This is a genomic window from Ensifer sp. (assembly GCF_035999135.1).
In the GTDB taxonomy this organism is placed as follows: Bacteria; Pseudomonadota; Alphaproteobacteria; order Rhizobiales; family Rhizobiaceae; genus Ensifer.
This window is the reverse complement of the sequence record NZ_DASYGZ010000198.1, coordinates 11,864-34,170: the sequence shown is the minus strand read 5'-3', so window position 1 is coordinate 34,170 and position 22,307 is coordinate 11,864. Positions and strand designations below refer to the sequence as shown.

General features: G+C 64.3%; 20 protein-coding genes. 15 read left to right on the top strand and 5 right to left on the bottom strand.

From position 1 onward, the window contains the following. Window positions 1–43 precede the first annotated feature (43 nt). On the top strand, window positions 44–526 hold the full coding sequence (gene greA / locus VGO12_RS25700) for a transcription elongation factor GreA (RefSeq protein WP_327515545.1): 483 nt from the start codon (window positions 44–46) through the stop codon (window positions 524–526). Window positions 527–785: 259 nt separating this feature from the next. Beyond that, the gene (locus tag VGO12_RS25695) at window positions 786–1,826 is read left to right on the top strand and encodes a DUF3095 family protein (RefSeq protein WP_414650774.1); all 1,041 of its coding nucleotides are present in this window, start codon (window positions 786–788) and stop codon (window positions 1,824–1,826) included. 4 nt (window positions 1,827–1,830) lie between these two features. Here VGO12_RS25695 and VGO12_RS25690 read toward each other — a convergent pair whose 3' ends face one another. Then, window positions 1,831–2,361: a dihydrofolate reductase family protein gene (locus VGO12_RS25690; RefSeq protein WP_327515544.1), complete on the bottom strand. Its 531-nt coding sequence runs from the start codon at window positions 2,359–2,361 to the stop codon at window positions 1,831–1,833. A 64-nt stretch (window positions 2,362–2,425) separates the two neighbouring features. Continuing rightward, entirely contained in the window at window positions 2,426–2,911 is a 486-nt protein-coding gene (locus VGO12_RS25685; protein ID WP_327515543.1) for a MarR family transcriptional regulator, read from the bottom strand. 152 nt (window positions 2,912–3,063) lie between these two features. Between VGO12_RS25685 and VGO12_RS25680 the strand changes: the two genes are divergently transcribed. The 10 genes from VGO12_RS25680 to VGO12_RS25635 all read left to right on the top strand — a co-directional run bounded on the left by VGO12_RS25680 (window position 3,064) and on the right by VGO12_RS25635 (window position 15,364). Then, on the top strand, window positions 3,064–3,459 hold the full coding sequence (locus VGO12_RS25680; RefSeq protein WP_327515542.1) for an Ohr family peroxiredoxin: 396 nt from the start codon (window positions 3,064–3,066) through the stop codon (window positions 3,457–3,459). Window positions 3,460–3,781: 322 nt separating this feature from the next. Next, window positions 3,782–4,681: a 4-hydroxy-tetrahydrodipicolinate synthase gene (gene dapA / locus VGO12_RS25675; RefSeq protein WP_327515541.1), complete on the top strand. Its 900-nt coding sequence runs from the start codon at window positions 3,782–3,784 to the stop codon at window positions 4,679–4,681. 338 nt (window positions 4,682–5,019) lie between these two features. Continuing rightward, a complete protein-coding gene (locus VGO12_RS25670) occupies window positions 5,020–5,475 on the top strand; it encodes a (2Fe-2S)-binding protein (protein WP_327515540.1) in 456 nt (151 codons plus the stop codon). A gap of 4 nt (window positions 5,476–5,479) precedes the next feature. Then, complete coding sequence (locus VGO12_RS25665; protein ID WP_327515539.1) at window positions 5,480–7,645, top strand: xanthine dehydrogenase family protein molybdopterin-binding subunit; 2,166 nt, start codon at window positions 5,480–5,482, stop codon at window positions 7,643–7,645. 2 nt (window positions 7,646–7,647) lie between these two features. After that, window positions 7,648–8,286 (top strand): Isoquinoline 1-oxidoreductase subunit, encoded by a 639-nt coding sequence (locus VGO12_RS25660; RefSeq protein ID WP_327515538.1) that lies wholly within the window; start codon window positions 7,648–7,650, stop codon window positions 8,284–8,286. Between the two features lie 269 nt (window positions 8,287–8,555). Continuing rightward, complete coding sequence (locus tag VGO12_RS25655; protein ID WP_327515537.1) at window positions 8,556–10,040, top strand: DUF1254 domain-containing protein; 1,485 nt, start codon at window positions 8,556–8,558, stop codon at window positions 10,038–10,040. Between the two features lie 104 nt (window positions 10,041–10,144). Further along, window positions 10,145–11,662, top strand: a complete 1,518-nt coding sequence (locus tag VGO12_RS25650) for a DUF1254 domain-containing protein (protein WP_327515602.1) — start codon at window positions 10,145–10,147, stop codon at window positions 11,660–11,662. A 170-nt stretch (window positions 11,663–11,832) separates the two neighbouring features. Continuing rightward, on the top strand, window positions 11,833–13,878 hold the full coding sequence (locus tag VGO12_RS25645; RefSeq protein ID WP_327515536.1) for an alkyl/aryl-sulfatase: 2,046 nt from the start codon (window positions 11,833–11,835) through the stop codon (window positions 13,876–13,878). A 122-nt stretch (window positions 13,879–14,000) separates the two neighbouring features. Next, entirely contained in the window at window positions 14,001–14,546 is a 546-nt protein-coding gene (locus tag VGO12_RS25640; RefSeq protein WP_327515535.1) for a hypothetical protein, read from the top strand. Between the two features lie 53 nt (window positions 14,547–14,599). Continuing rightward, the gene (locus VGO12_RS25635; RefSeq protein WP_327515601.1) at window positions 14,600–15,364 is read left to right on the top strand and encodes a transporter; all 765 of its coding nucleotides are present in this window, start codon (window positions 14,600–14,602) and stop codon (window positions 15,362–15,364) included. Window positions 15,365–15,427: 63 nt separating this feature from the next. On the opposite strand, the gene VGO12_RS25630 is transcribed toward VGO12_RS25635, so the two are convergent. Beyond that, window positions 15,428–16,879 carry a CHAD domain-containing protein gene (locus VGO12_RS25630; RefSeq protein ID WP_327515534.1) on the bottom strand — a complete coding sequence of 484 codons (1,452 nt, stop codon included), beginning with the start codon at window positions 16,877–16,879 and terminating at the stop codon, window positions 15,428–15,430. Window positions 16,880–16,935: 56 nt separating this feature from the next. On the opposite strand from VGO12_RS25630, the gene VGO12_RS25625 reads away from it, so the two are divergent. Genes VGO12_RS25625 through VGO12_RS25615 form a run of 3 tightly spaced genes read left to right on the top strand, consistent with a single transcriptional unit; the run spans window position 16,936 to window position 19,186 of the window. Then, a complete protein-coding gene (locus tag VGO12_RS25625) occupies window positions 16,936–17,304 on the top strand; it encodes a hypothetical protein (protein WP_327515533.1) in 369 nt (122 codons plus the stop codon). A gap of 32 nt (window positions 17,305–17,336) precedes the next feature. Then, window positions 17,337–18,443, top strand: coding sequence for an endonuclease/exonuclease/phosphatase family protein (locus VGO12_RS25620; RefSeq protein ID WP_327515532.1), 1,107 nt, complete (start codon window positions 17,337–17,339; stop codon window positions 18,441–18,443). Between the two features lie 2 nt (window positions 18,444–18,445). Continuing rightward, window positions 18,446–19,186, top strand: coding sequence for an NUDIX hydrolase (locus VGO12_RS25615; protein ID WP_327515531.1), 741 nt, complete (start codon window positions 18,446–18,448; stop codon window positions 19,184–19,186). A gap of 25 nt (window positions 19,187–19,211) precedes the next feature. On the opposite strand, the gene VGO12_RS25610 is transcribed toward VGO12_RS25615, so the two are convergent. Both VGO12_RS25610 and VGO12_RS25605 read right to left on the bottom strand, forming a co-directional pair. After that, window positions 19,212–19,820 carry an alpha/beta hydrolase gene (locus VGO12_RS25610; RefSeq protein ID WP_327515530.1) on the bottom strand — a complete coding sequence of 203 codons (609 nt, stop codon included), beginning with the start codon at window positions 19,818–19,820 and terminating at the stop codon, window positions 19,212–19,214. A 116-nt stretch (window positions 19,821–19,936) separates the two neighbouring features. Continuing rightward, entirely contained in the window at window positions 19,937–22,174 is a 2,238-nt protein-coding gene (locus tag VGO12_RS25605; RefSeq protein WP_327515529.1) for an adenylate/guanylate cyclase domain-containing protein, read from the bottom strand. Between the last annotated feature and the right edge of the window lie 133 nt (window positions 22,175–22,307).

Sequence of the window (22,307 nt, the reverse complement as noted above, 5' to 3'; positions counted from 1 at the left end):
CGCTGCCTGCCACAGCCGCTGCTGCCACACGGAGTTCCAGAGATTGAGCGTTGCCTTCACCAAGGAAGAAAGTGCCGAAACCGCCGCCGAAACCCTTTTGCCGGATCGTGCCGTCTCGCCGCATCCGAACCTCGTGACCGGGGCGGGGCTGAAGGCGCTGGAGGCGCAGATGGAGGAGGCGCGGGCGGCCTATGAGGCGGCCACGTCGATCGAGGACGTGAACGAGAAGCGTCGCCAGCAGGCCGGCCCTTTGCGCGACGCGCGTTATCTTTCCGAGCGCATCCGGACGGCGCAGCTGATGCCGGAGCCGGTGTCAACCGATGTCGTCTCCTTCGGCAGCACCGTCACCTTCAGCCGCGATGACGGGCGGGTTCAGACCTACCGCATCGTCGGCGAGGACGAGGCCGACCCCAAGGCCGGGTCGATTTCCTATGTTTCACCGGTGGCGCGTTTCCTCTCGGGCAAGGGCGTCGGCGACGTGGTCACGGTCGGTGGCCAGGAACTGGAAATCATCGCGATCGCTTAAGGGGGCGCGCCTCCGGGTCTGCCTACTCTACCGCCATGTCCCGGGATACCCAACCTTTCGGATAGCTATCTTCGCGGCGAATGGTGTCGTATACGATTAAATCGCACTGTATTGACATTCGCCCACTCAGGGATTTATATCGCATCCGATTAATTCGAAATGCGGCAAGCCGCGGCGTGACGGTGCGCCAAGGCGCATTCCGGCCCCTCAGGTGGCCGGACGCAAGGTCAGGGATCAGTCCGTCGACTGGAGAAAGCTGATGCAGATGAACCACAATCTCCGCCGCGCACCGGCCTATAACGAGTTTTCGCGCGTGCTCGACCCCAGCGTCTACGAGCCGCTGCCCGGCGACTGGCTGATCGGCATCACCGATATCGTCGATTCAACCGGGGCGATCCACAATGGGCGTTACGAGGACGTCAATTTCGCCGGGGCCTCGGCGATCGCGGCGATCGGCAATGCCTGGGGCAAGTTCGATTTTCCCTTTGTCTTTCGCGGTGACGGCGCGGCGTTTGCCCTGCCTCCCGAAGGGCAGGAAATGGCCACGACGGCGCTCCGGCAATTGGCGGCGTTCGTGAAGGCGCGGTTCGGGCTTGATCTTCGCGCCGGCCTGCTGACGGTCGACAGCATCCGTCAGGGCGGACAGGACGTGCGGATCGCACGCTACGCCGCCTCCAAGGATGCGACCTACGCGATGTTTTCAGGCGGCGGGCTCAAATGGGCGGAGCGGCAACTGAAAGAGGGGCTCCATCAGCTTGACCCGGCAACCGACGGGGCCGAGCCCGATCTGACGGGACTTGCCTGCGAATGGCGGCCGTTTGCGAGACGTCACGGGCAGATCCTGTCGCTTCTGGCCGAGCCGACGGAGACGGTGAGGCCGGAGCGTTTTGTGGCGCTGGCAAGAGAGGTGATCGCCGTCTTCGACGAAGGTCCGCGCCACGCGCATCCGCTGCCGGACCGGATGGGACTGCCGAAGGACCCGCGCGTCACCCTCGAGCCCGAGCGCTGGGCGGGGGTCGCCGCCAATTCGGATTTCCGCAAGTACGACGACGGTCTCAGGCTGACGGTCGATTGCACGGTCGAGCAGATCGACCGGGTGGAGGCGATGCTGACCCGGGCAAGGGAGCAGGGCGAGGTCAAGTTCGGCCTGCACCGGCAGAGCCACGCGCTGATGACCTGCCTGGTGCCGTCGGCCGAACCCGACGCTCACCTGCACTTTCTCGACGGCATGGACGGTGGCTATGCCAAGGCGGCCGAGATGATGGAGCCGCAGAAGCGTGCCGCGGGCGTCGCCGCCTGACGGGTCACGCCGGAACGTAGGTGAGCCGGATCACGCTCTCGTCGATCACGTCGTTGGCGACCAGTCTGACCGGCGGCCGGGCGCCGGCGAAGAACGGAGCGCCGTGGCCGAGCACGACCGGGTGGAGATAGAGGCGGTATTCGTCGATCAGGCCAAGGTCGGTCAGGCCCTGGGCGAGCTTCGGCCCGGACACCGTGATATCCCCCGTGCGCTCGGTCTTCAGGCTGCGAACGAAAGTCTCAAGGTCGCCCGTCACAAGGGTGGCGTTGGGGCCGACCGATGTCAGCGAACGCGACACGACCCATTTCGGCAGCTTGCGCCACGCATCGGCGAACTCTTGAAGCTCCGGGGTCCAATCGGGCTGGTCGTCGTCGAAATAGCGCATGATTTCATACATGCGGCGGCCGTAGAGGCTGCCGCTCAGCCCCTTTACGTGCTCTATCCAGTGGCGAAAGAGCACCGGCCCCGGTGCAAAACGCTCATGGTCGACATAGCCGTCGAGCGACAGGTTCATGCCGAAGACGATCCTTGCCATGCTGACACACCTCCATCGCCGGAGGGCGGAGGATAGCAAAGGCCGTCCGCACGCGGAAGTATGGCTACTTCTTCGGCGCCCCGGATTGCATCGAGGCAAGCAGGTTGTCGCGCAAGGTCGCGACCGATTGCTGCACCGTTCCGAAATCGTCGCCGAGCCCGGTTGCCTCGACGAGCGCCGAGCCCGGCTCGGCATCGACGAGGCTGCGGCCCGCCGGCGTCAGCGTCAGGCGAACCTGGCGTTCATCGGCGGGATCGCGCCGGCGCTTGAGGTAGCCGTCGGCCTCGAGCTTCTTCAGGATCGGGGTCAGCGTGTTCGATTCCAGGAAGAGCTTTTCGCCGAGCATGCCGACCGTCTGACCGTCTTCTTCGGACAGCGCCACCAGCGTCACGTATTGCGTATAGGTGAGGCCGAGCTTGTCGAGCAGCGGCTTGTAGGCGCGGCCGAAGGCGAGGTTGGCCGAATAGATGGCGAAGCAAAGGAAGTTCGAGAGCTTCTTGCCATCCTTTTCGGCGGTGTCAGGGCCGTTCGTCGTCGTGGTGGTTGGCATGGGTCACCTTTTTTTTCGTTTCCGTATCTGCACTTAATATAAATCGTATCCGATTAGATCGCAATGGTATTGACGCTCCATTCGTCATCACGTATATACATCGCATCCGAATAAATCGGATCCGATAAAAATCTGAACAGAGAGGAAATGACATGACCGAGAAGCTTCTTTTCACTGGCAAGACCCACAACACCGGCGGCCGCGATGGCGGCACGGTCAGCCAGGACGGCACGCTGGAACTCAAGCTGTCGCAGCCGCATCCGGCGGCCGAAAATCTCTTCGGCGCCGCCTGGTCGGCCTGTTACATCGGCGCGATCGAGCTTGCCGCGCAGCAGCGCAAGGTGAAGCTGCCGGCCGGACCCGAGGTCGACACCGAGATCGATCTCAACGTCAACGACGGCTCCTTCTTCCTGCGCGCCCGTCTGAACGTGCGCCTTGACGGGCTTGACCGCGACGTCGCCGAGGAGATCATCCACGCCGCCCACGAGATTTGCCCTTACTCCAAGGCGACCCGCGGCAATATCGACGTCGAGACGACGTTGCTCTGATCTCTCGGAAAACCTCGAGATCATCGGGATGTGCCGGCGCTGGATTTTCAGCCATGGCGCATCCCGATCGCTGTTGCGCGCTCCTTGAACGATGGATTTGTGCCGCCACGTCTTCTTGACAATCCCTCGGGACTGTTCGAAGTTTGCGCCATGATCTGCCGCCGCACCAAACTTTCGACCGTGAAAAAAGCCCCGTTCCCGGGGCTGTCGGTCGTTGCGCGCAGAATCTAGCAAGCACACGGATCAGATCGACCCCCGCCGGTTCGGACGGGGTTTTCGCTTGCGCTCCGTCTCCGGTCTTTTTTGAAGGAGATGGACTTTCATGGACAACACGACTTCGACGCTCGGCGGCCTCTGGCTGCCGCTGATCACGCCGTTTCGCGACGGGGTGCTCGACGAGCGGTCGCTGCGCCGGCTGGTCACGCACTATGCCGCACAGCCGATCGACGGCTTCATCCTGGGCGCGACCACCGGGGAGGGCATGGCGCTTGAAGACGCGGAATGCGAGCGGCTGGTGGCCGTCGCCAACGACGCCTTGCGTGCGGCGGGCAGGGCGATGCCCGTCTATTTCGGGCTTTCCGGCAGCGACACGGCAAAGACGGTGAAGGCGCTGCAGCGCACGGCGGAATGGGACGTCAGCGGATACCTTATCGCCTGCCCCTATTACACGCGGCCGTCGCAGCGCGGGCTGTTCGCGCATTTCTCTGTGCTTGCCGACGCCACCGACCGGCCGATCCTGATCTACAACATTCCCTACCGGACCGGCGTGAACCTTGGCAACGAGACGATGCTGCAGCTGGCGGAACGCAGAAACATCGTCGGCGTCAAGGATTGTTCGGCCGATGCGACGCAATCCTTCGATCTCCTGCGCCAGAAGCCCGCCGATTTTGCCGTTTTGACCGGCGAAGATCCTTTGTTCTACACGGCGCTGACCCAAGGGGCCGAGGGCGGGATCACCGCGTCTGCCCATGTGCGCACGCAAGCCTTTGCCGATATCCGCGACCGGCTGATGTCCGGCGACCAGCCGGGCGCGCTCGAGCTCTGGCAGCGTCTTGCCGACCTGCCGCGCCTGCTCTTTGCCGAGCCAAGCCCCGGTCCGGTCAAGCACTGGCTGTGGCGTCAAGGCCTGATCGACAGCCCCGAAATGCGGCTGCCGATGGTGCCGGTGAGCGACGAGCTTGCGGCGCGGATCGATCGCGCGGTGGCGGAAGACATCCGCTGACAGGCCGGCGGCGCTCAGACGCCTTGCCGCGCCAAGGAATGAAGGAAGCGCTTTTCGCGGACGAGCGTTCGCGGAAAGGCTTCGTCCGCCCAGTGTTCGCAACATGGGTTGCAGTTCAGATGTTTCAATCGCAACTTTAGGGTGTATGTCTTAAGGGTGTGCTAACTTCGGTGGAACCGCAGGGCGGCGCGCAGGCGGCGAACGACGGCGCGATGCGCGACTGCCGACCGCTCAAAAATGCGACCTCACGGAAATGTAATTTGGCCGACCTGCGCCCTCGTTGGTATTTTCGCGCCTTCGCATGTACAGGGGAGCGGCTCCTCGGGGCCGATGGTCGCATGCCTTACAACCTCACGGTCAATGGAAAGAGCTATGCCGTCGATGTGGACGGCGATATCCCGCTGCTCTGGGTCCTGCGCGACACGATCGGGCTGACGGGAACCAAGTTCGGCTGCGGCATCGCCATGTGCGGCGCCTGCACGGTGCATGTCGACGGGCTGCCGGTGCGCTCCTGCATCCTGCCGGTCGCTGAGGCGGCGGAAAAGCCGGTCACCACGATCGAGGCGATCGGCGAGACGCCCGAGGGCAAGAAGATACAGGCAGCCTGGCTCGACATCGACGTCGTGCAATGCGGCTACTGTCAATCCGGGCAGATCATGTCTGCCACAGCGCTTCTTGCCGCAAATTCTCAGCCGACGGACGCCGACATCGACGCGGTCATGGCCGGAAACATCTGTCGATGCGGAACCTATCCGCGCATCCGCGCCGCCATCAAACAGGCAGCGAGGGGGTGATCAGATGTCCATGTTCGACAGGACCAATCTTGCCCTATCGCGCCGCAGCCTTCTGATCGGCGCATCGCTGACCGGTGCAGGTCTGGTGATCGGGCTTCGGCCACAGCTCGCCGCCGCGCAATCTCAGACCGGAGCGCAGCCCTTTGCGCCCAACGCCTTCATCCGCATCCCGCCCGAGGGCAAGATTGCCTTCGTGATGCCGGCGGTGGAAATGGGGCAGGGCATCTATACCGCCGTCGCGATGATGCTCGCCGAGGAGCTCGAAGTCGGGCTCGACCAGGTGGTGCTGGAGCACGCGCCTGCCGATCCGAAGCAATATGCCAATCCGCTGCTCGGCGACCAGATCACCGGCGGCTCGCTGTCGGTACGCGGCGTCTACGAGCAGATGCGCAAGGCGGGCGCTTCCGGCCGCATCATGCTCGTCAGCGCGGCGGCGCGCGACTGGGGCGTTTCACCGGATACCTTGAAGGCCGAGGCCGGCCAGGTGGTCGAGACCGGCGGCAGCCGCAAGGCCGCCTATGGCAGCCTGATTGCGGCTGCGGCCAACGAACCCGTCCCGCAGGACGTGCCGCTGAAGTCTGCCTCCAGCTACCGGGTGATCGGCAAGCCTGCCCGCCGGCTCGACAGTCCGGAGAAGGTCAATGGCACCGCAAAATTCGGCATCGATGCGCGCCCCGACGGCGTGTCCTATGCGGCGATCGCCATCTGTCCGCACTTCAACGGCAAGCTCAGCGCAGTCGACGAAAAGCCGGCGCTGGCGGTGAAAGGGGTCAAAAAAGTCGTGCGCATCGAGGAGGCCGTCGCTGTTGTGGCGGACAACACCGGTGCGGCGCGAAAAGGGCTTGCGGCCCTTCAGATCGACTGGGATCCCGGCCCGGGCGGCTCGCTTGCGCAGGCCGAGCTTGAACGGCTGATGGACCAGGCGATCGACGGCAAGGCGCTGCCGCACATCAACGAAGGCGATGTGGCGAAGGCCGAGGCAGCAAGCGGGAAGGTGCACGAATTCATCTACCGGATGCCGATCCTCACCCATTCGGCAATGGAGCCGATGAACTGCACCGTGCATGTGCGTGCCGATGGCTGCGACGTGTGGGTGGGAACGCAGATCATGAGCCGGGCGCGGCAGGCGGCAGCCGATGTCACCGGCCTGCCGCTCGAAAAAGTGGTGGTGCATAATCACCTGCTTGGCGGCGGCTTCGGCCGGCGGCTCGACGTCGACGGCATCATCCTCGCGACCAAGATCGCCAAGCAGGTGGAAGGCCCCGTCAAGGTCACCTGGAGCCGCGAGGAAGACATCCGCCACGACTGCTATCGCTACCTCAACTACAGCCGGGTGACGGCCACGCTCGGGCCTGATGGCTTGCCCCTGTCCTGGCGGCACCGGGTGATCGGCCCCTCGGTCATGGCACGCTGGCTGCCGGCCTTTACCAAGGACGGCGTCGATCTCGACCAGATGGCGGGGGCTGAAACGCCCTATCAGATCCCCAACAAACAGGCCGACTTTGCCCGCCAGGAAGCGCCGGATGGCATGCTCACCGGCAACTGGCGCGGGGTGGGCGCGACGCGCAACATCCCGCCGGTCGAATGCGGCATCGACGAACTGGCCGGTATCGCCGGCATCGACCCTCTCGAGTATCGCCGCCGGCTGCTTCCCCACAAACCAAGGCTGCTCGCCGCACTCAACCTGGCGGCCGAAAAGGCCGGCTGGGCGACGCCGCTGCCGAAGGGCAAGGGCAGAGGCATCGCGCTTGCGGAGGATTTCGGCAGCTTTGCCGCGATGATCGCTGAGGTCAGCATCGGTGACGACGGCAAGTTCAAGACCGACCGCATCGTCTGCGCCGTCGACTGCGGCCAGGTGATCAATCCAGATACGGTGGAGGCGCAGATCCAGAGCGGCGTCATCTATGGCCTGAGTGCCGCACTTTACGGCCGCATCACCGTTGAAAACGGTGCGGTGGTCGAGGGCAATTTCGACGACGCGCCGGTGGTGCGCATCAACGAGACGCCGCCGATCGAGGTTCATATCGTGCCGAGCACCGAGCCACCCGGCGGCATCGGCGAAGTCGGCACGCCCGGGGTGGCGCCGTCGCTGGTCAACGCGATTTCCGCGGCGACCGGCAAGCGGCTTCGAACCTGGCCGATCGACCAGAGCGACTTGAGGAGGGTGTGACCATGAACAAGCGCACCCTCATCCTGCCGCTGGCGGCCGTCCTTGCCGCAGCCGGCCTCGTCGCCGGTTTCGACCCGATCCGCAGTCATGCCGAAACCTCCGGCGGCGCGTTGAAGCCTGTCTCCGAGTTCGCGTCGATCACAGACGCAGCCGCCCGCTCGAAGGCGATCTTTGCCGAGGCGAGCCGGGTGCTGACCCATCCGCGCTGCATCAACTGCCATCCGGCGACGCGCAGCCCGACACAAGGGGAGGACATGCACCCGCATGTGCCGCTGATGATCGCGGCCGACAGTTCGATGGGGCCCGCCGGCCTTGCCTGCAGCACCTGCCACGGCCCTGAAAACCGGCCGATCGTCGGCAGCCGGCTGAAGTCCATTCCCGGCAACGCCCATTGGCAGCTTGCGCCCGAAAGCATGGCCTGGCAGGGGCTCAGCGTCAGCCAGATCTGCGCGCAGGTGAAGGACACCGAGCGCAACGGCAACCGCTCGCACGCCGATCTCATCAAGCACATGGGCGAGGATCATCTCGTCGGCTGGGCGTGGCACCCAGGTGAGGGCCGCAGCGCCCCACCGGGCTCGCAACCGGAATTGGCCGCGCTGATTTCCGCCTGGGTGGAGACCGGTGCCGAATGTCCCGACTGAGCACCAGCGCATGTCCGGACTGAGCATCTACACCCTGACGTCGACGGAGGCTCGCGCGGCCGACAACCGCCGCGCGCGCGTGCTCCCCGGTGTTCAGCTTGCGCTCGACCTGCGGTGGCGGCCCCGTTGCCGAAGCAGCAATATTAACTGTTACGTACTTATCCACACGCGGCTGCCATGCTCCTCTTCGGGACGACTTGGTGCGACTTCATCAAAGGCGGGACCGGCCCCGCGTCGCCCAGGGATCACGTGAACCCAGGAGAGACGCAATGACGAGGAACCTTGCCTACCTTGCTGCCGCGACTGCTCTGACCGCAGCCTTATTCGCAACGCCGTCCTTCGCGCAGGAGGGGGCAGCCCCCCCGCTGGTCGAGCAGATCAACAAAGGCAAATGGCTGGATAAGGCCGAAGCCGACAGCCTCATCGACGAGCTCTATTACCAGCGCGCGGTGCACGCCTACATGACCATGCTGCCGGCGCTGAACGTCATCGGCATGCGCGACGGTTCGGAGGCGGCATTCGGCAAGGGTTACAACGTGCTGCCGATCTGGAAGGACCGCATGGATGCGCGCGCCTGGGTGCCGACGCCCAATGCCGACGTGATCTATTCGATGAACTATCTGGACCTGAAGGAAACCGGGCCGCTGGTCATCGCCGCACCGCCGAATGTCATCGGCATGTTCACCGATTTCTTCCAGCGCACCATTACCGATGTCGGCGCGATCGGGCCGGACGAGGCGCGCGGCGGGCTCTATCTCCTGTTGCCGCCCGGTTACGACGGGGAGGTGCCGAAGGGCTACTACACCTTCACGTCCTCGACCTATAACGTCTTCCTGTTCTTCCGCACGGTCATGGGCAAGGGCGATAACGGGCCTGACCCGAAGCCGGCCGTCGCCAATGCCGAGAGGACGCGCATCTATCCGCTGTTTGCGACCGAGAAGGACGCCAGGCCGATGGAGTTTCCGAACGGCTCCGGCAAGCGCATCAACATGATGTACCCGGTCGACAACAGCTACTGGACCAAGCTCAAGGCATTCGTCGACTACGAGCCGGTCTCTGCGATCACGCCTGAGCTTCGCGGCGTTCTTGCTTCGATCGGCATCGTCAAGGGGCAGCCGTTCGAGCCGAGCGCCAAAGAGAAGGAATTGCTGAAAAAGGCAGTCGAGACGGCGCCGAGGATGATCATGGCGCTGCGTCAGAGCGGCCGGTCCGACAAGCGCAATTTCTACTACACCGACCGGCAGTACGAAAACGTCTGGGCCGGCGCCACGGCGGAGTGGTTCCAGGAGAGCTATCTCGACGTGAACCAGCGCGCCGGCTTCTTCCAGGTGGCTTATTCGTCGGCGCCGGCGATGGCCATGCACACGCTCGATTCCGGCTCGAAATATCCGACCGCCGTTCGCGACGCCGACGGCGACTTCCTCGACGGCGGGAAGGCCTACAAGCTGCACCTGCCACCAAACCCGCCGGCCAAGCTCTTCTGGGCGGTGACCGCCTATAACGTCACCGACGGGACGATGGTGGAGACGCCGCAGCTGCTGCCCTCGATCAACGCCTTCAACAAGGTCAAGGCCAACGGCGACGGCTCGGTCGATCTCTATTTCGGACCGAGCAAGCCTGCCGATGCCGACGGCAACAACTGGATCCAGACGGCGCCCAACCGCAACTTCATCGCGACCTTGCGCCTCTATGGCACCGGCACCGAGTTCTACGACCAGACCTGGAAGCCGGACGATCTGGTGAAGGTGAATTAGAGTTTTCAGCGGCGGGCCGCTGATGCGCTTCAACACGTTCAGGGAAGGGAATGAGAGTGACAAAGCAGTCTGACGATCCCTTGGAAAAGACCGGGGCTCTGGAGATGTCCCGGCGCGACATGATGAAGGGCAGTCTCGGAGCCGCTTCGCTGGCGGCGATCGGCGGAGGGGCGGTGGCGCCTGTGGCGCTTACCGCCGCCTCGGTCGCCGCATCCGCCGGTCCGGCGCTCGCCCAGCAGGCGCTGGGGCCGGGGGCGCCGACCCTGCCGGTGACCGGCGTTCACATGCATCCGGGTTATGCCCGCACCATCGCGCAGATGGCCTATGTCTGGGGCTGGCCGATCGTCAACATGCTCAACCGCAAGGCCAGGATTACCGAGGCGCCGAGCCCGGGCCTGCTTGGCGGTATCCTGCCGGCCGCACCGCGCGGCCAGGTGGGCATGCTGCACAACTACATCGAGCCATCGGAAACCTTCGTGACGTGTCCCAACCAGGACGTGGTCTACGGTCTCGGTTTCTTCGAGCTTGACGACGAACCCGTGGTGGCGCAGGTGCCCGATTTCGGCGACCGCTTCTGGGTCTACGCGCTCTATGACGCGCGCACCGACCAGTTCGGCGAGCTCGGCAAGCCCTATGGCACGAAACCTGGCTTCTACCTGCTGGTCGGCCCCGACTGGGACGGGCTGAAGCCGGCCGGGATCAACGACATCATCCGCTCGCCGACCTCGCTTGCCAACGCCATCCCGCGCATCTTCCAGGACGATACCAGTGACGACAACCGCGCCATCCAGCCGCTGATCAACCAGGTGGTGTTCTATCCGCTGAAGGATTTCACCGGCGAGATGAAGACGATCGACTGGGCCAAGCTGATCGACCTGCCGGCACCGCCGGCCGAAGGCGGGGCGGAGGGCGAGACGAAGTGGGTCGTGCCGGAAAAATTCTTCGACCAGTTCGCCGATGCGATCGCGGCGGTCGATCCGCTGCCGGGCGAGGAGGCGCTTTATGCGCAGTTCCGGCTCTTGATCGATGCGACGGCGCGCGACGAGGAACTGAGGCAGATGCTTGTCGACACGGCGATCGAGACCGAGGAAAAGGTCATCGCGCCGTTTTTCGACTGGCAGCGCAACGGGCTTCCGGCCGGCAACGGCTGGAACCGCTCGGTCAACAATGCGCAATGGGGCATCGACTATTTCAACCGTACGGGCACCGCCAAGTCGAACATGTTCGACAACCGGCCGACCGAGACGCAGTATTTCTACACCGATTTCGACGGCACCGGCGACCAGCTGACCGGCGTCAAGCTCTACGAAGTGACCTTTGCACCCGGCGAAGATCCGCCTGTTAACGGCTTCTGGTCGCTGACGCTCTACAACGACAAGCACCTGTTCCACCCCAACGAATACAATCGCTACTCGATCGGCACCAAGACGAAGATGCTGAAGCGCAATGCCGATGGCTCGCTGACGATCTATGTCGGCGCCGAGCGACCGGGCGGCGAGAAGGACAGCAACTGGCTGCCGGCGCCGCACGGGATCTTCTCGCTCTATATCCGCGCCTATTGGGGCAAGGAGGGCATCCTCGACGGCACCTGGCAGCCGCCGACGATTGCGGTGGCGGAGTAGGGGCGATCGTTGCCGGACCTTCCGGTGCCTTTGAGCGACCGTTCACGGCACTGTGACCGGTCAAGCCGGCGTTTTCCCCCCGATGTAACTGTTACGTACTTCCGGCCGGCCCCGATCGCCTCCACGAATTGTGTGATTTTTCTGAAAACCATAAGTTGGAGACTGAGCATATGTTGGACAGCAGCGGTATCAGCAGAGCAGATTTCCTTCGTGGCGTGGCGTCGGCGGGTCTTGCCGTCACCTTCGTCGGCAAACCCGGGCAGGCGGGTGCACAGGACGCGCCACCGGTGCCGCAGACCGGGGCCAAGGCAAAGCCGGCGACCGACGCGACGCTGCAGTACAACGCGATGTATCGCAACGGCCTGCCGTTCGACGATGTCCAGGACTTCGTGGATTCGCGCAAAGGGCTGCTGGCCGCCCTGCCTGATCCCGTCATCATCAAGAACGCCGAAGGTACGCCGGTCTGGGACTTGAGCGTCTACCAGTTTCTTGGCTCGTCCGAGGCGGACGACGCGCCCGACACGGTCAATCCCAGCCTCTGGCGCATGGCCAAGCTCAACATGATCCATGGCCTGTTCGAGGTGGTGGCCGATGGTGTCTATCAGGCACGCGGCTACGACCTGTCGGTCATGAGCATTCTCAAGACCGACACCGGCTATCTGGTGATCGATCCGCTCGTCAGCTCGGAAACCGCGGCGGCCGTGTGGAAGGAGCTGGTCATCCCGAAGCTTGGCGACAAGCCGATCGTCGCGGTGCTCTACACCCATAGCCACGTCGACCATTACGGCGGCGTGCGCGGCCTCGTCAGCCAGGCCGATATCGACGCCGGCAAGGTCAAGATCATCGCGCCCGCCGATTTCACCGAAGCGGCCGTCGGCGAAAACATCATCGCCGGCAACGCCATGAGCCGTCGTGCCAGCTACATGTACGGCAACCTGTTGTCGCGTGGTCCGATGGGGCAGGTCGATGGGGGCCTCGGCAAATCGACATCGTCAGGCGAGATCGGGCTTGCCCTCCCGACGGACTGGGCGACCGAAACCGGACAGAAGATCGTGGTCGACGGTCTCGAACTTCATGTGCTGATGGCGCCGAACTCGGAAGCGCCCTCGGAATTCATGTTCTACATTCCGAAGTACAAGGCCTTCTGTGCTGCGGAAGACGCCTGCCACACGCTGCACAATCTCTATACGCTGCGCGGTGCCAAGGTGCGCGACGGTCTGCTCTGGTCGAAGTACCTGCAGCAGGCGCTCGACATGTTCGGGGGCGAGATGGAGGTGCTGTTTGCATCGCACCACTGGCCGACCTGGGGCAATGAGCGCGTCGTCACCCACATCAAGAAGCAGCGCGACCTGTTCCGCTTCCTGCACGACCAGGTCATGCGCATGGCCAACAGCGGCATGACGCCGAAGGAAATCGGCGAAGTGATCCGGCTGCCCGACACGCTGGCGACCACCTGGGCCTGCCGCAGCTACTACGGCACCGTCTACCACGACGCGGTGGCGCAATATAACCTGCGCCTCGGCTTCTTCGACGGCGTTCCGTCCAACCTGCACCAGCTTCCCCCAACGGAAGCCGGCCGACGTTACGTCGACTTCATGGGCGGCGCCGACAACGTGCTGAGGCAGGCGAAGGTTTCCTTCGACAAGGGCGACTATCGCTGGGTGGCCGAGGTGGTCAACCACGTGGTGTTCTCCGACGCCAACAACGTCGCAGCCAAGCAGCTGCTTGCCGACACCTACGAGCAGCTCGGCTACCAGGCGGAATCCGGCCCCTGGCGCAACTTCTACCTGACGGGCGCACGGGAACTGCGCGAAGGCGTGACCCAGCTGCCGACGCCGAACACCGCGAGCCCCGATACGATCAAGGCCATGCCGCTTGAGATGTTCTTCGACTTCCTCGGCGTGCGCCTCAACGGCGACCGCGCCGCCGGCAAGACCATCACCATCAACATGGAGCTGACGGACACCAAGGAGAAATACGCCGTCGGCGTCGAGAACTCGGCGATCCACTATTCCAAGGACAAGAGCGATCCGAACGCCGACGTCTCGATCGTCACCACGCGCGCCGATCTCAACGACGTCATGCTCGGGATCTCGAGCATGGAAAAGCAGGTGGTCGAAGGCAAGGCGAAGCTGACCGGCGATCCGAAGAAGCTCTCGGAATTCGTCGGCCTGCTCGACAACTTCGAGTTCTGGTTCAACATCGTCACTGCGTAACGGCGCTCCCCGTGCACCCCGATCCCGTTCGATCAGGGGGCACGAACCTTTCAAATCAGAGAAATTGCAGCGACCATTACGCGCCCTGAACGGACGCGCGGCGCTTTGGAGGGCAGGGGACGATGTGCACCATCTGCGCACTGACGATCGAGTTTGCTGTCGATCATCCGGACGCGCTGGCCGTCGCGGTGGCGACGCGGCAGGCGATCGAGACCGGCCTCTTGCCGGAGCTCGACCCGCATGTGGAAATCGACATGACACAGTCGCGCCACGCCGCGACCGTGCTTCTGACCACCGTTCAGCAGCGCCTCGAGCAGGTGCTGCCGGCCTCAAGGCTGGCGAGCCTTCCGGATTTCTACGTGCTGATGATCGAAAGCCGGACCTGGGGCTATTTCCATCCGACCTTGGCCGGTTTCGACGCCAACGCCAATCCGTCGCCGCCGCGCATCGAGCCGGACGAAAACAACGTCCGCGACAACATTCTCGTCATGTCGCAGGCGGCGGCCGAGGAGCTGATCCGCGGACGCCTGCCGTTCGAGCATGCGCGCGAGATCGGCGTTGCCGTCATCGATGCGCCCGGCAGCAACGGGCAGACGATCCGCTCGGCGCTGGTCGCGGCCTATCCGATGGACCAGTTTAGCGATTTCGTATGTACTGAAGTCGCCTGACGGTCTGATTCGGGAGCTTGCCGATGCATGCGCGTATCGCTTTTTCCGGCGTGATGGCGGCACTCGCCGCCGCTTTGCCCGCACAGGCTGAGGATGCCGATCTTGCCAAGCAGCTTTCGAACCCGGTGGCGTCGCTGATCAGCGTGCCGTTCCAGTTCAACTATGACCATGGCTACGGTCCTGACGACGGTAGCAAGGTGACGCTGAACATCCAGCCGGTCATCCCGATCTCGCTCAACGACGACTGGAACGTGATTTCGCGCACCATCGTGCCTGTGATCTGGCAGGACGACATTGCCGGCGACAGTGGCCACCAGTTCGGGCTCGGCGACACGCTGCAGAGCTTCTTCTTCTCGCCGAAGGAGCCGACGGCGGGCGGCTTGATCTGGGGCGCCGGCCCGGCGTTCCTGTTACCGACCGCGACGGACGAGCGGCTCGGCGGCGAAAAATGGGGCCTCGGCCCGACGGCGGTGCTCCTGAAACAGGAGGGGCATTGGACCTATGGCATGCTTGCCAACCACATCTGGTCGGTCGCCGGCGACCACAACCGCGACGATGTCAGTTCGACCTTCCTGCAGCCGTTCCTCTCCTACACCACGCCGGATGCCTGGACCTTCACGCTCAACACCGAAAGCACCTACGACTGGAAGCACGACGACTGGAGCGTGCCGATCAATTTCTCCGTCGCCAAGCTCACCAAGTTCGGCGAGCAGCCGGTGAGCCTGCAGCTCGGCGCCCGTTACTGGGCAACCGCGCCCGACAACGGTCCGGAAGGTTTTGGCGTGCGCGCCGCGATCGTGTTCCTGTTTCCGAAATAGCGTATGGCAGGCGAAGCGCGGCGTCCTTCCTGATGCGATGGAAGCGCCGCTGCGCTTCGCCCCTTAACGCCAGAAGCGCTTGGCGTCGATGACGTCGTCGAGGGCCCCTTGGGCACTGTCGATCAGCTTTTCCTTGTCGGTGCGCACGGTCAGCGCTTCGGCATCGGGGTGGTCATCCAGGCCGACGTCTTCCAGCACCAGCGGCGCAGATACCAGATCGTTCAGCGTGCCGAGCCGATCCTGCAGGCCCGTCATGGCGTCGATGAAGCGCCTGTGGCGTCGTGCGCCGCGCTTGTCGTCAAACAGCGAGGCGAAGAATTCGGCCGCATACCTGAGCTTCTTGGCGTCCTTGCGCGCCTCGTGCCGTTCCTCGTCGCTCACCTTGCCAAGCGCGCGGCCATGTTTCTTCAGCTTGCGTCGCTCGCGGTCGAGCACCGCTTCGGCGAAATCGACGGCCGAACGATCGCGAAACTCGGCCGGCACGTTGGAGAGATAGGCACCGCCATGCAGCCATTCGTGGAGATCGAGGAGGAGGGCACGGCCGCGGCTGCCGTCGAGCGCCTCGAACAGCTCGGCATAGCGCGTAGCACGCGCCGTCTGCAGCCGCTCGCGCAGGTCTGGACCCGGTTGCCGCGTCAACAGGACGTCGACGTCGCGCGCAGCGCCGAACACGCCCGCGAGCCATTTCAGCTCGCCCCTGATGCGCTGGCTCTCGTCGTCCAGAAGCATGTCCTTGTAAAGCGAGAAGGCCGAGCGCAGGCGTCGCAGCGCCACGCGCGCCTGATGCAGCGCCTCGGGGTTGCTGCGCTCGCGAAAGACCGTCTCGTTCAGCCTGTAGTGGCGCAGACAGGCAAGGGCGACGGCGCGGAAGCTCTTTGCCACGCCCATGTCGCGATCGAGCTCGACCGGTTCGGCCTTGAAGACGACCTGCTCGGCTGCAATGAGGCGAAAGCCGCGCTCGGCCTTCGACATGACGCCGAAACGGATGGGGACGATCGCTTCGATCCGGCGGGCAAGGACAAAAAGCGCTTTTGGATCGCCGTCCTTCAATTCGAGTTCGATTTCGACGACCGGAGTCCGGCGGCTGGCCGAGACGACCGCGCCGCGGTCGAGCGCCACTTCGATCTCCGTTCCATCCTGCTCGACGTCGAAGGTCGTGCGCTCGACCTCGACGGCAAATTGCGGCTCCAGATCATCGGGCTCGAGCGCGAATGCGCCGGCAAGCGGCGTGCTGTGATCGACGACCGGCCGGTCTGCAGAAAGCGGCATCTCCCATTGCGGGCGGGCGAACAGCGAAGCGCCCGGGCCGGTCGCCTTGATGGTCTGGGTGCGCGCGGCGCCAACGGTGCGGATCCTCAGCGTAAAGCCGGCCTCGAAGAGATCACGGCTGCGCGTGTCGAAATAGACCGATCGCTGGGCCTCCACCTTCGCCGGCTCGCCAAGGAGGTCCGAGGCCAGGAAACGGTCGAGATCTTCAAGGGAAAGCTCGAGCTTGATTTCAGTTTCGGTGTTCAACCCATCCTCCATGAACGCAGGGACACTGTCGCAACGCCATAGGAGCACATTGGTTCGTGTTCTGGATGACACCGGTCAAAGTTGGGTCGCAGGCCCGTTTGAAACCGGGCCAAGGCCGTGGCGAAGGGGCCTGCCAGCCGTTGCGCCAGAACCTGGTGACGGCGCAATTCCGGACGCAAGGCGGCTTCGAATCCTGCTGGAATTGCATTTTGTTCTGCCGCAAATCCGCGTCGCACTTTTGTCGGAATTGCGGTTTTCTCAACGCAAATCCGCACGCAAAACCGCCTCGCACTTTTGCTGGATTTGCACTTCCTGACGTCGCAATTGCGGGCGGAAAACCGCTTCGCACTTTTCCTGCAATTGCTTTCTTCTCAACGCAAATCCAGGCGCAAAACCGCTTCGCACTTTTGCTGGATTTGCTCTAAGCTCCCGACATTTCATGCCACGGAATTGATAAATGTCGCTTCGCCTTGCCACCTTCAATATCGAAAATCTCCTGAGCCGCTTCGATTTCTCCGGCTTTCGCAACCAGCTGAAACAGGACCGGGTGCTGCGCCTCTTCGACGTGAAGACGGAAGCGGAGTACCAGCGGCTGGAGGAGGCGCGCACCATTGCGCATACGGACGACACCAGGCAGATGTCGGCCTTGGCGATCGCCGATTGCGACGCGGATATCCTGTGCCTGCAGGAAGCCGACAACATGGCCTCGCTGCAGGCCTTCGAATACAACTATCTCTTCCGCATGGTCGGCAACGGCTACCGGCAGAAATACCTGATCGAGGGCAATGATTCGCGCGGCATCGATGTCGCGGTGCTGATGCGCGAGGAGACGCGCGACGGCCAGCCGATCGAATGCCTGGAGGTAAAAAGCCATGCGGGGCTCAGCTATGAGGACCTCGGTCTCTTCAACGACAGATTGGCCCTCACCAACCGCCCCGCCGACCGGATCTTCAAGCGCGACTGCCTGGAGCTGGACCTGAGGATCGGCGGGCGGCCGCTGACGCTTTACGTGGTGCATTTCAAGTCGATGGGGCCTGCGCGCGACGGGCTCGACGGCCGGCAGGCGACGATGCCGATCCGGCAGGCGGAGGCCCGCGCCGTGCGCCACATCATCGAGAGCCGTTTCGGCCGCGGCCAGACCGCCGACAAGATGTTTGCGATCTGCGGCGACATGAACGACTACCAGGAGAAGGTCGATATCCTCGGCGACCGGCGCAACGGCTATCAGTTCGTGCCGCACCAGGAAGAGGAAAGCGCGCTCGACGTCTTTAGCCATGACGGCTTTGCCGAAAACCCGATGCAGCGCCGGCCCGTGCTTGACCGCTGGACGCTGTTTCACAGCCGCGGGCCGCAGGAGCGGCATCTCTGCCAGCTCGACTATATCTGGCTGTCGCCGGCGCTGGCCGCGCGCAATGCGAACCGGGTGCCCGAGGTCATTCGAGGCGGGCAGCCGTTCCGCACGATATTTCCGCCGGAGCTGGAGGTCGAACGCTATCCGCGCACCGGCTGGGACCGGCCCAAGGCCTCGGACCATTGCCCCGTGGCGATAGAGCTGGATGTGTGACGATGAGCGCAGTTGAAAGCAATACGGCGGAATGGCCGGCCGAGGGTGTCCTCGTTCCGATCGATGACGTCGATGTTCGCGTCAACGGATCGCAGCATCCGTTTCACCGGAACGAGATGGGGCGGGCGGAGGAAAACTGGGCGCGGGAGATCGCGGCCAACCCGCACCTTTTCGACGGCCGCATGGTGCTGCAGCGGGCGCTGAACATCAGGAATGGCCGGGTTCGGGCCGAGGGGCATGTGGTGCCCTATTCGACCTTCCTCTGGTGGCGCAAGACAAGGGCCGAAGGCGCCTTCCACCTCTTCGCCATGCCGGCGATCCTTTCCTCCGACGGCGCGCTGATCCTGGCGCGCATGGGCTCGCACACCGCCAATCCGGCGCGCGTCTACAGCCCGTCCGGTTCGCTCGAGCCTGACGATATCATCGACGGCCGCTGTGACATCGAGGGCAACATCCGCCGCGAGGCGCTGGAGGAGACCGGCATCGACCTGGCGCTGGCCGTTGCCGAACCCGGCTATCATCTCCTGCATATGGAACGGGCGGTGACGGTGATGCGCATCTACCGCTACCCGGAGACGGCAGAAGCACTCGTTGCCCGCGTCGCGCAGCACATTGCCGCTGACCCGGAGCCCGAGATCGACGAGGCGGTCGCCGTGCGCGGACCTGACCTGAGCGCCCACAACTATCCGCCCTTCATTCCGCCGATCCTGAACTGGCTGTTTGGCGGACGACAGACGAGCTGATGTCGAAAGGTCTTTTGATCTTGAGTCAGGATCGCGCGCCAAGGCGCTGTTTTTTCTGACTGTTCTCAAGGTCTATGGCGAGGCGGGAAAGCCAGTCACGCGCAAGAACAAGATCGAGACCGTCCGGCTCCCAGGCATGGCCGATGTCGAGGGTCTGAAGCTCGACGGCTGCGCCTGCGGCGGCAAGCTGGCGGGCAAGCACGTCGGCTGCATCCGGCGCGCGACGCTCGTCATGCGCACCGGCGAGGATCAGGATCGGCAGGCCTTCGAGGCGATCAAGCGGCGGATCGGCAAAGGGCGGCTCCGGGCGCAGCAGGATGGCGCCGGCGGCAAGGGCGGGATGGCGCTGGATGGCTGCGGCAGCGATGGTCGCACCGCTCGAAAAGCCGAGGAGAAGCGGTGCGTCGGAGCGAGCACCAAGCGCAGCGATGCGGGCTGCCAACTGATCGGCGCGCAGGACCATCTCGGCCGGATCGAGGCTTCGGTCCGCACGCTTGGAAAAGAAGGTATGGCCGCCATTGTCAGCAATTTCGCCCTTGAGGCGGTGGATACCCATATCGGGTGCGACGGCCTGAGGAAACGTGCCCCACTCCTCAGGAGAACCGCTGCTCCCATGCAGACAGATCAGCATCATCGCTCCTCATACTCCCGGGGCTGGCTCGATCACCAGCCGCATACGCGCCGATCGTGACGCGCGCGTGAAGCCGTGATCCATCCGGCAGCGGATCCTGTGCCTGATGACGGGGCCCGCTATTTCACCACCGAGAATTCATACTGCTGCCAGCAGTGCACGGCCCTGTAGACATCGTCGCGCCCTGGCGTTCGATAGGCATTGCGGAACATCGCGCCGCAGCTTGCGAGTTCCCCGGGGAAGGACTTGCAGAAAAAGTCCCCCTGGACCCAGACCGAACCGTTGCGCGACCTTGAGCCGATGGTCTGCACCAAGGCGCCGTCGGATGCGACCGTCTGCTCGATCGGTTCCGATTTCGGAAACGTCGTGCGGCCGCGCATGCGGCTGCCGAAGAGAACCTGCCGGATTTCCGCACCGTTCAGCCGGCTGCCCGGTGCCAGCCCGTCGCTTGCGAAGCCTGGCATTTCGGGCACGCCCGCCCTGGACAGCCCGACCAGAAGCCGCTCCATGTCGACGACGTTCTTGAACACCATGTAGTCCTGGGTCAGGAGCTGGCTGGGCTCGCCGAGATAGCCGTCGGCGACCGCCTTCTTCAGCCTTGCGAGTGCCGTGGCGGCGGCCTCGTAGCGGCCCAGATGGCCGTAGGCGGCAACGAGCACCTGCAGGGCGTAGAATTTCGGCCAGGGGTCGGTTGCGCTGAAATTCATCGTTTCGATCCGTTGGGCCGCGCTTTCGAAGCGGCCGAGACTGAACTCGGCAAGCGCCGTCTCGTAGAGCCGGGATTCCACCCAGGAATTCGGATCGACGCGCGCCGCCGCGTCGAGATAGCCAAGCGCTTCCTCGGGCTTGCCGTTGAAATTCAGCGCATGGGCGAGCGAGAGCTGATTGAGGCTGTTGCTCGGGTCGAGCGCCACCGCCTTCAGCAGCACGTTCACGGCTTCGTCCGATTCATGCTCGCGCACCTTCAGTTCGGCGACGAGCTGGTAGTAGGCGGACGAGGGATGCCGCGCGGCAATCTCGAGCGTCTCGTGCACCTTGGCATGGGCCTCGTCGACCGACAGTCCCATCATCACGGCGCGGGTGGTGTCGGCATCCCAATAGGCCCAGGCAAGCTGGGCGTGGGCGGCGCCGAAATCCGGATCGAGCACCACGGCCTGCTGCAGGAGCTTCACGGCTTCGGCGAACTCCTTTGGCGTGTTGTCCCTGTTATAGATGTCCATGGCCTTGAGGTAGGCGTCGTAGGCGGCGGGGTTGCTGGTACCGCCGGCGCGCGCCGGAACGACGTCGGCGACCAGCCGCAGCTGCAGGGCGCCGGCGATGCTGCCGACGACCTTGTCCTGCAGCGCGAAGACCTCCTGCCAGCGGCCGTCGAAGCGGTCTGCCCAGATGTGGCCCGATGTGGCGCCGTCGATCAATTGCGCATTGATGCGCATGGTGTCGCCGACCCGGCGGATCGAGCCTTCAAGCAGGTAGCGGACGCCGAGCTCGGTCGCGATCTCGGCCGGGGCCACGCTCTTGCCCTTGTAGGCGAAGGCGGTGTTGCGGGAGATGACGAAGAGGCCGGGCACGCGCGCGAGCGCCGTCGTCAGGTCCTCGGTGAGGCCGTTGGCGATATAGTCCTGGCCGGTGTCGCCGCTCATGTTGTCGAAGGGCAGGATGACCAGCGAGGGGCGGGCATCGGCGAGAGACCTGGCCTTCGACGATGCCGTCTCGAACGCCGACCAGGGCTGCCAGAACGTCGCCAGAACGAGCGCCGCGAGCAGCAGGCCGGCAAGGACTGCGGCCGGCATGCGCCAGCCGAGGCGTCGTGCGCTCTCCCCGGTGGCCGCGCCTGGCGTTTGCGGGCCGAGGGCGACACGATAGATGCGCACCGGCTCGGACAGGCTCTTCACCCGCTGCTCGCCGAGCGAAACGAAGGCGAGCGGCAGCTTTCCCTTGACCTGGTCATAGGCGGGACCGGAGAGCGCGATGCCGCCGGGTAACGCCAGTCCCTGGACCCGGTCGGCGATATTGACGCCATCGCCATGAATGTCGTCGCCTTCGACGATGACGTCGCCGACATTGACGCCGATGCGGAACTGGAGCTGCGCCTTGCAGGCGTCGCCGGGCTCCCGCGTCGCCTTTTCCTCCTGGATTTCCACCGCGCACTGCAGCGCTTCGACCACGCTTGGAAACTCGACCAGCGCGCCATCGCCCATGGTCTTGATCAGGCGACCGCGATGGGCGGCGATCCGTGGCTCGAACAGCTCCCTGATATCGGCCTGGAACAGGGCGCGCGTGCCCTCTTCGTCGATCTGGCTTCTTTGGCCATAGCCGACGACGTCTGCGATCAGGACGGCGGCAAGTCGGCGCTCCATGGGCGTCACCAGCGATGGGCACATCAACCGGGTGAGGGCGCAGTTTATCGCCGTCCCGGAGATCCGTCCACTTTTGGCACAGGGAAGGGTGGGGCAGGGTAACCGGCGGCAGGACCACGCAATCGTGACCGCA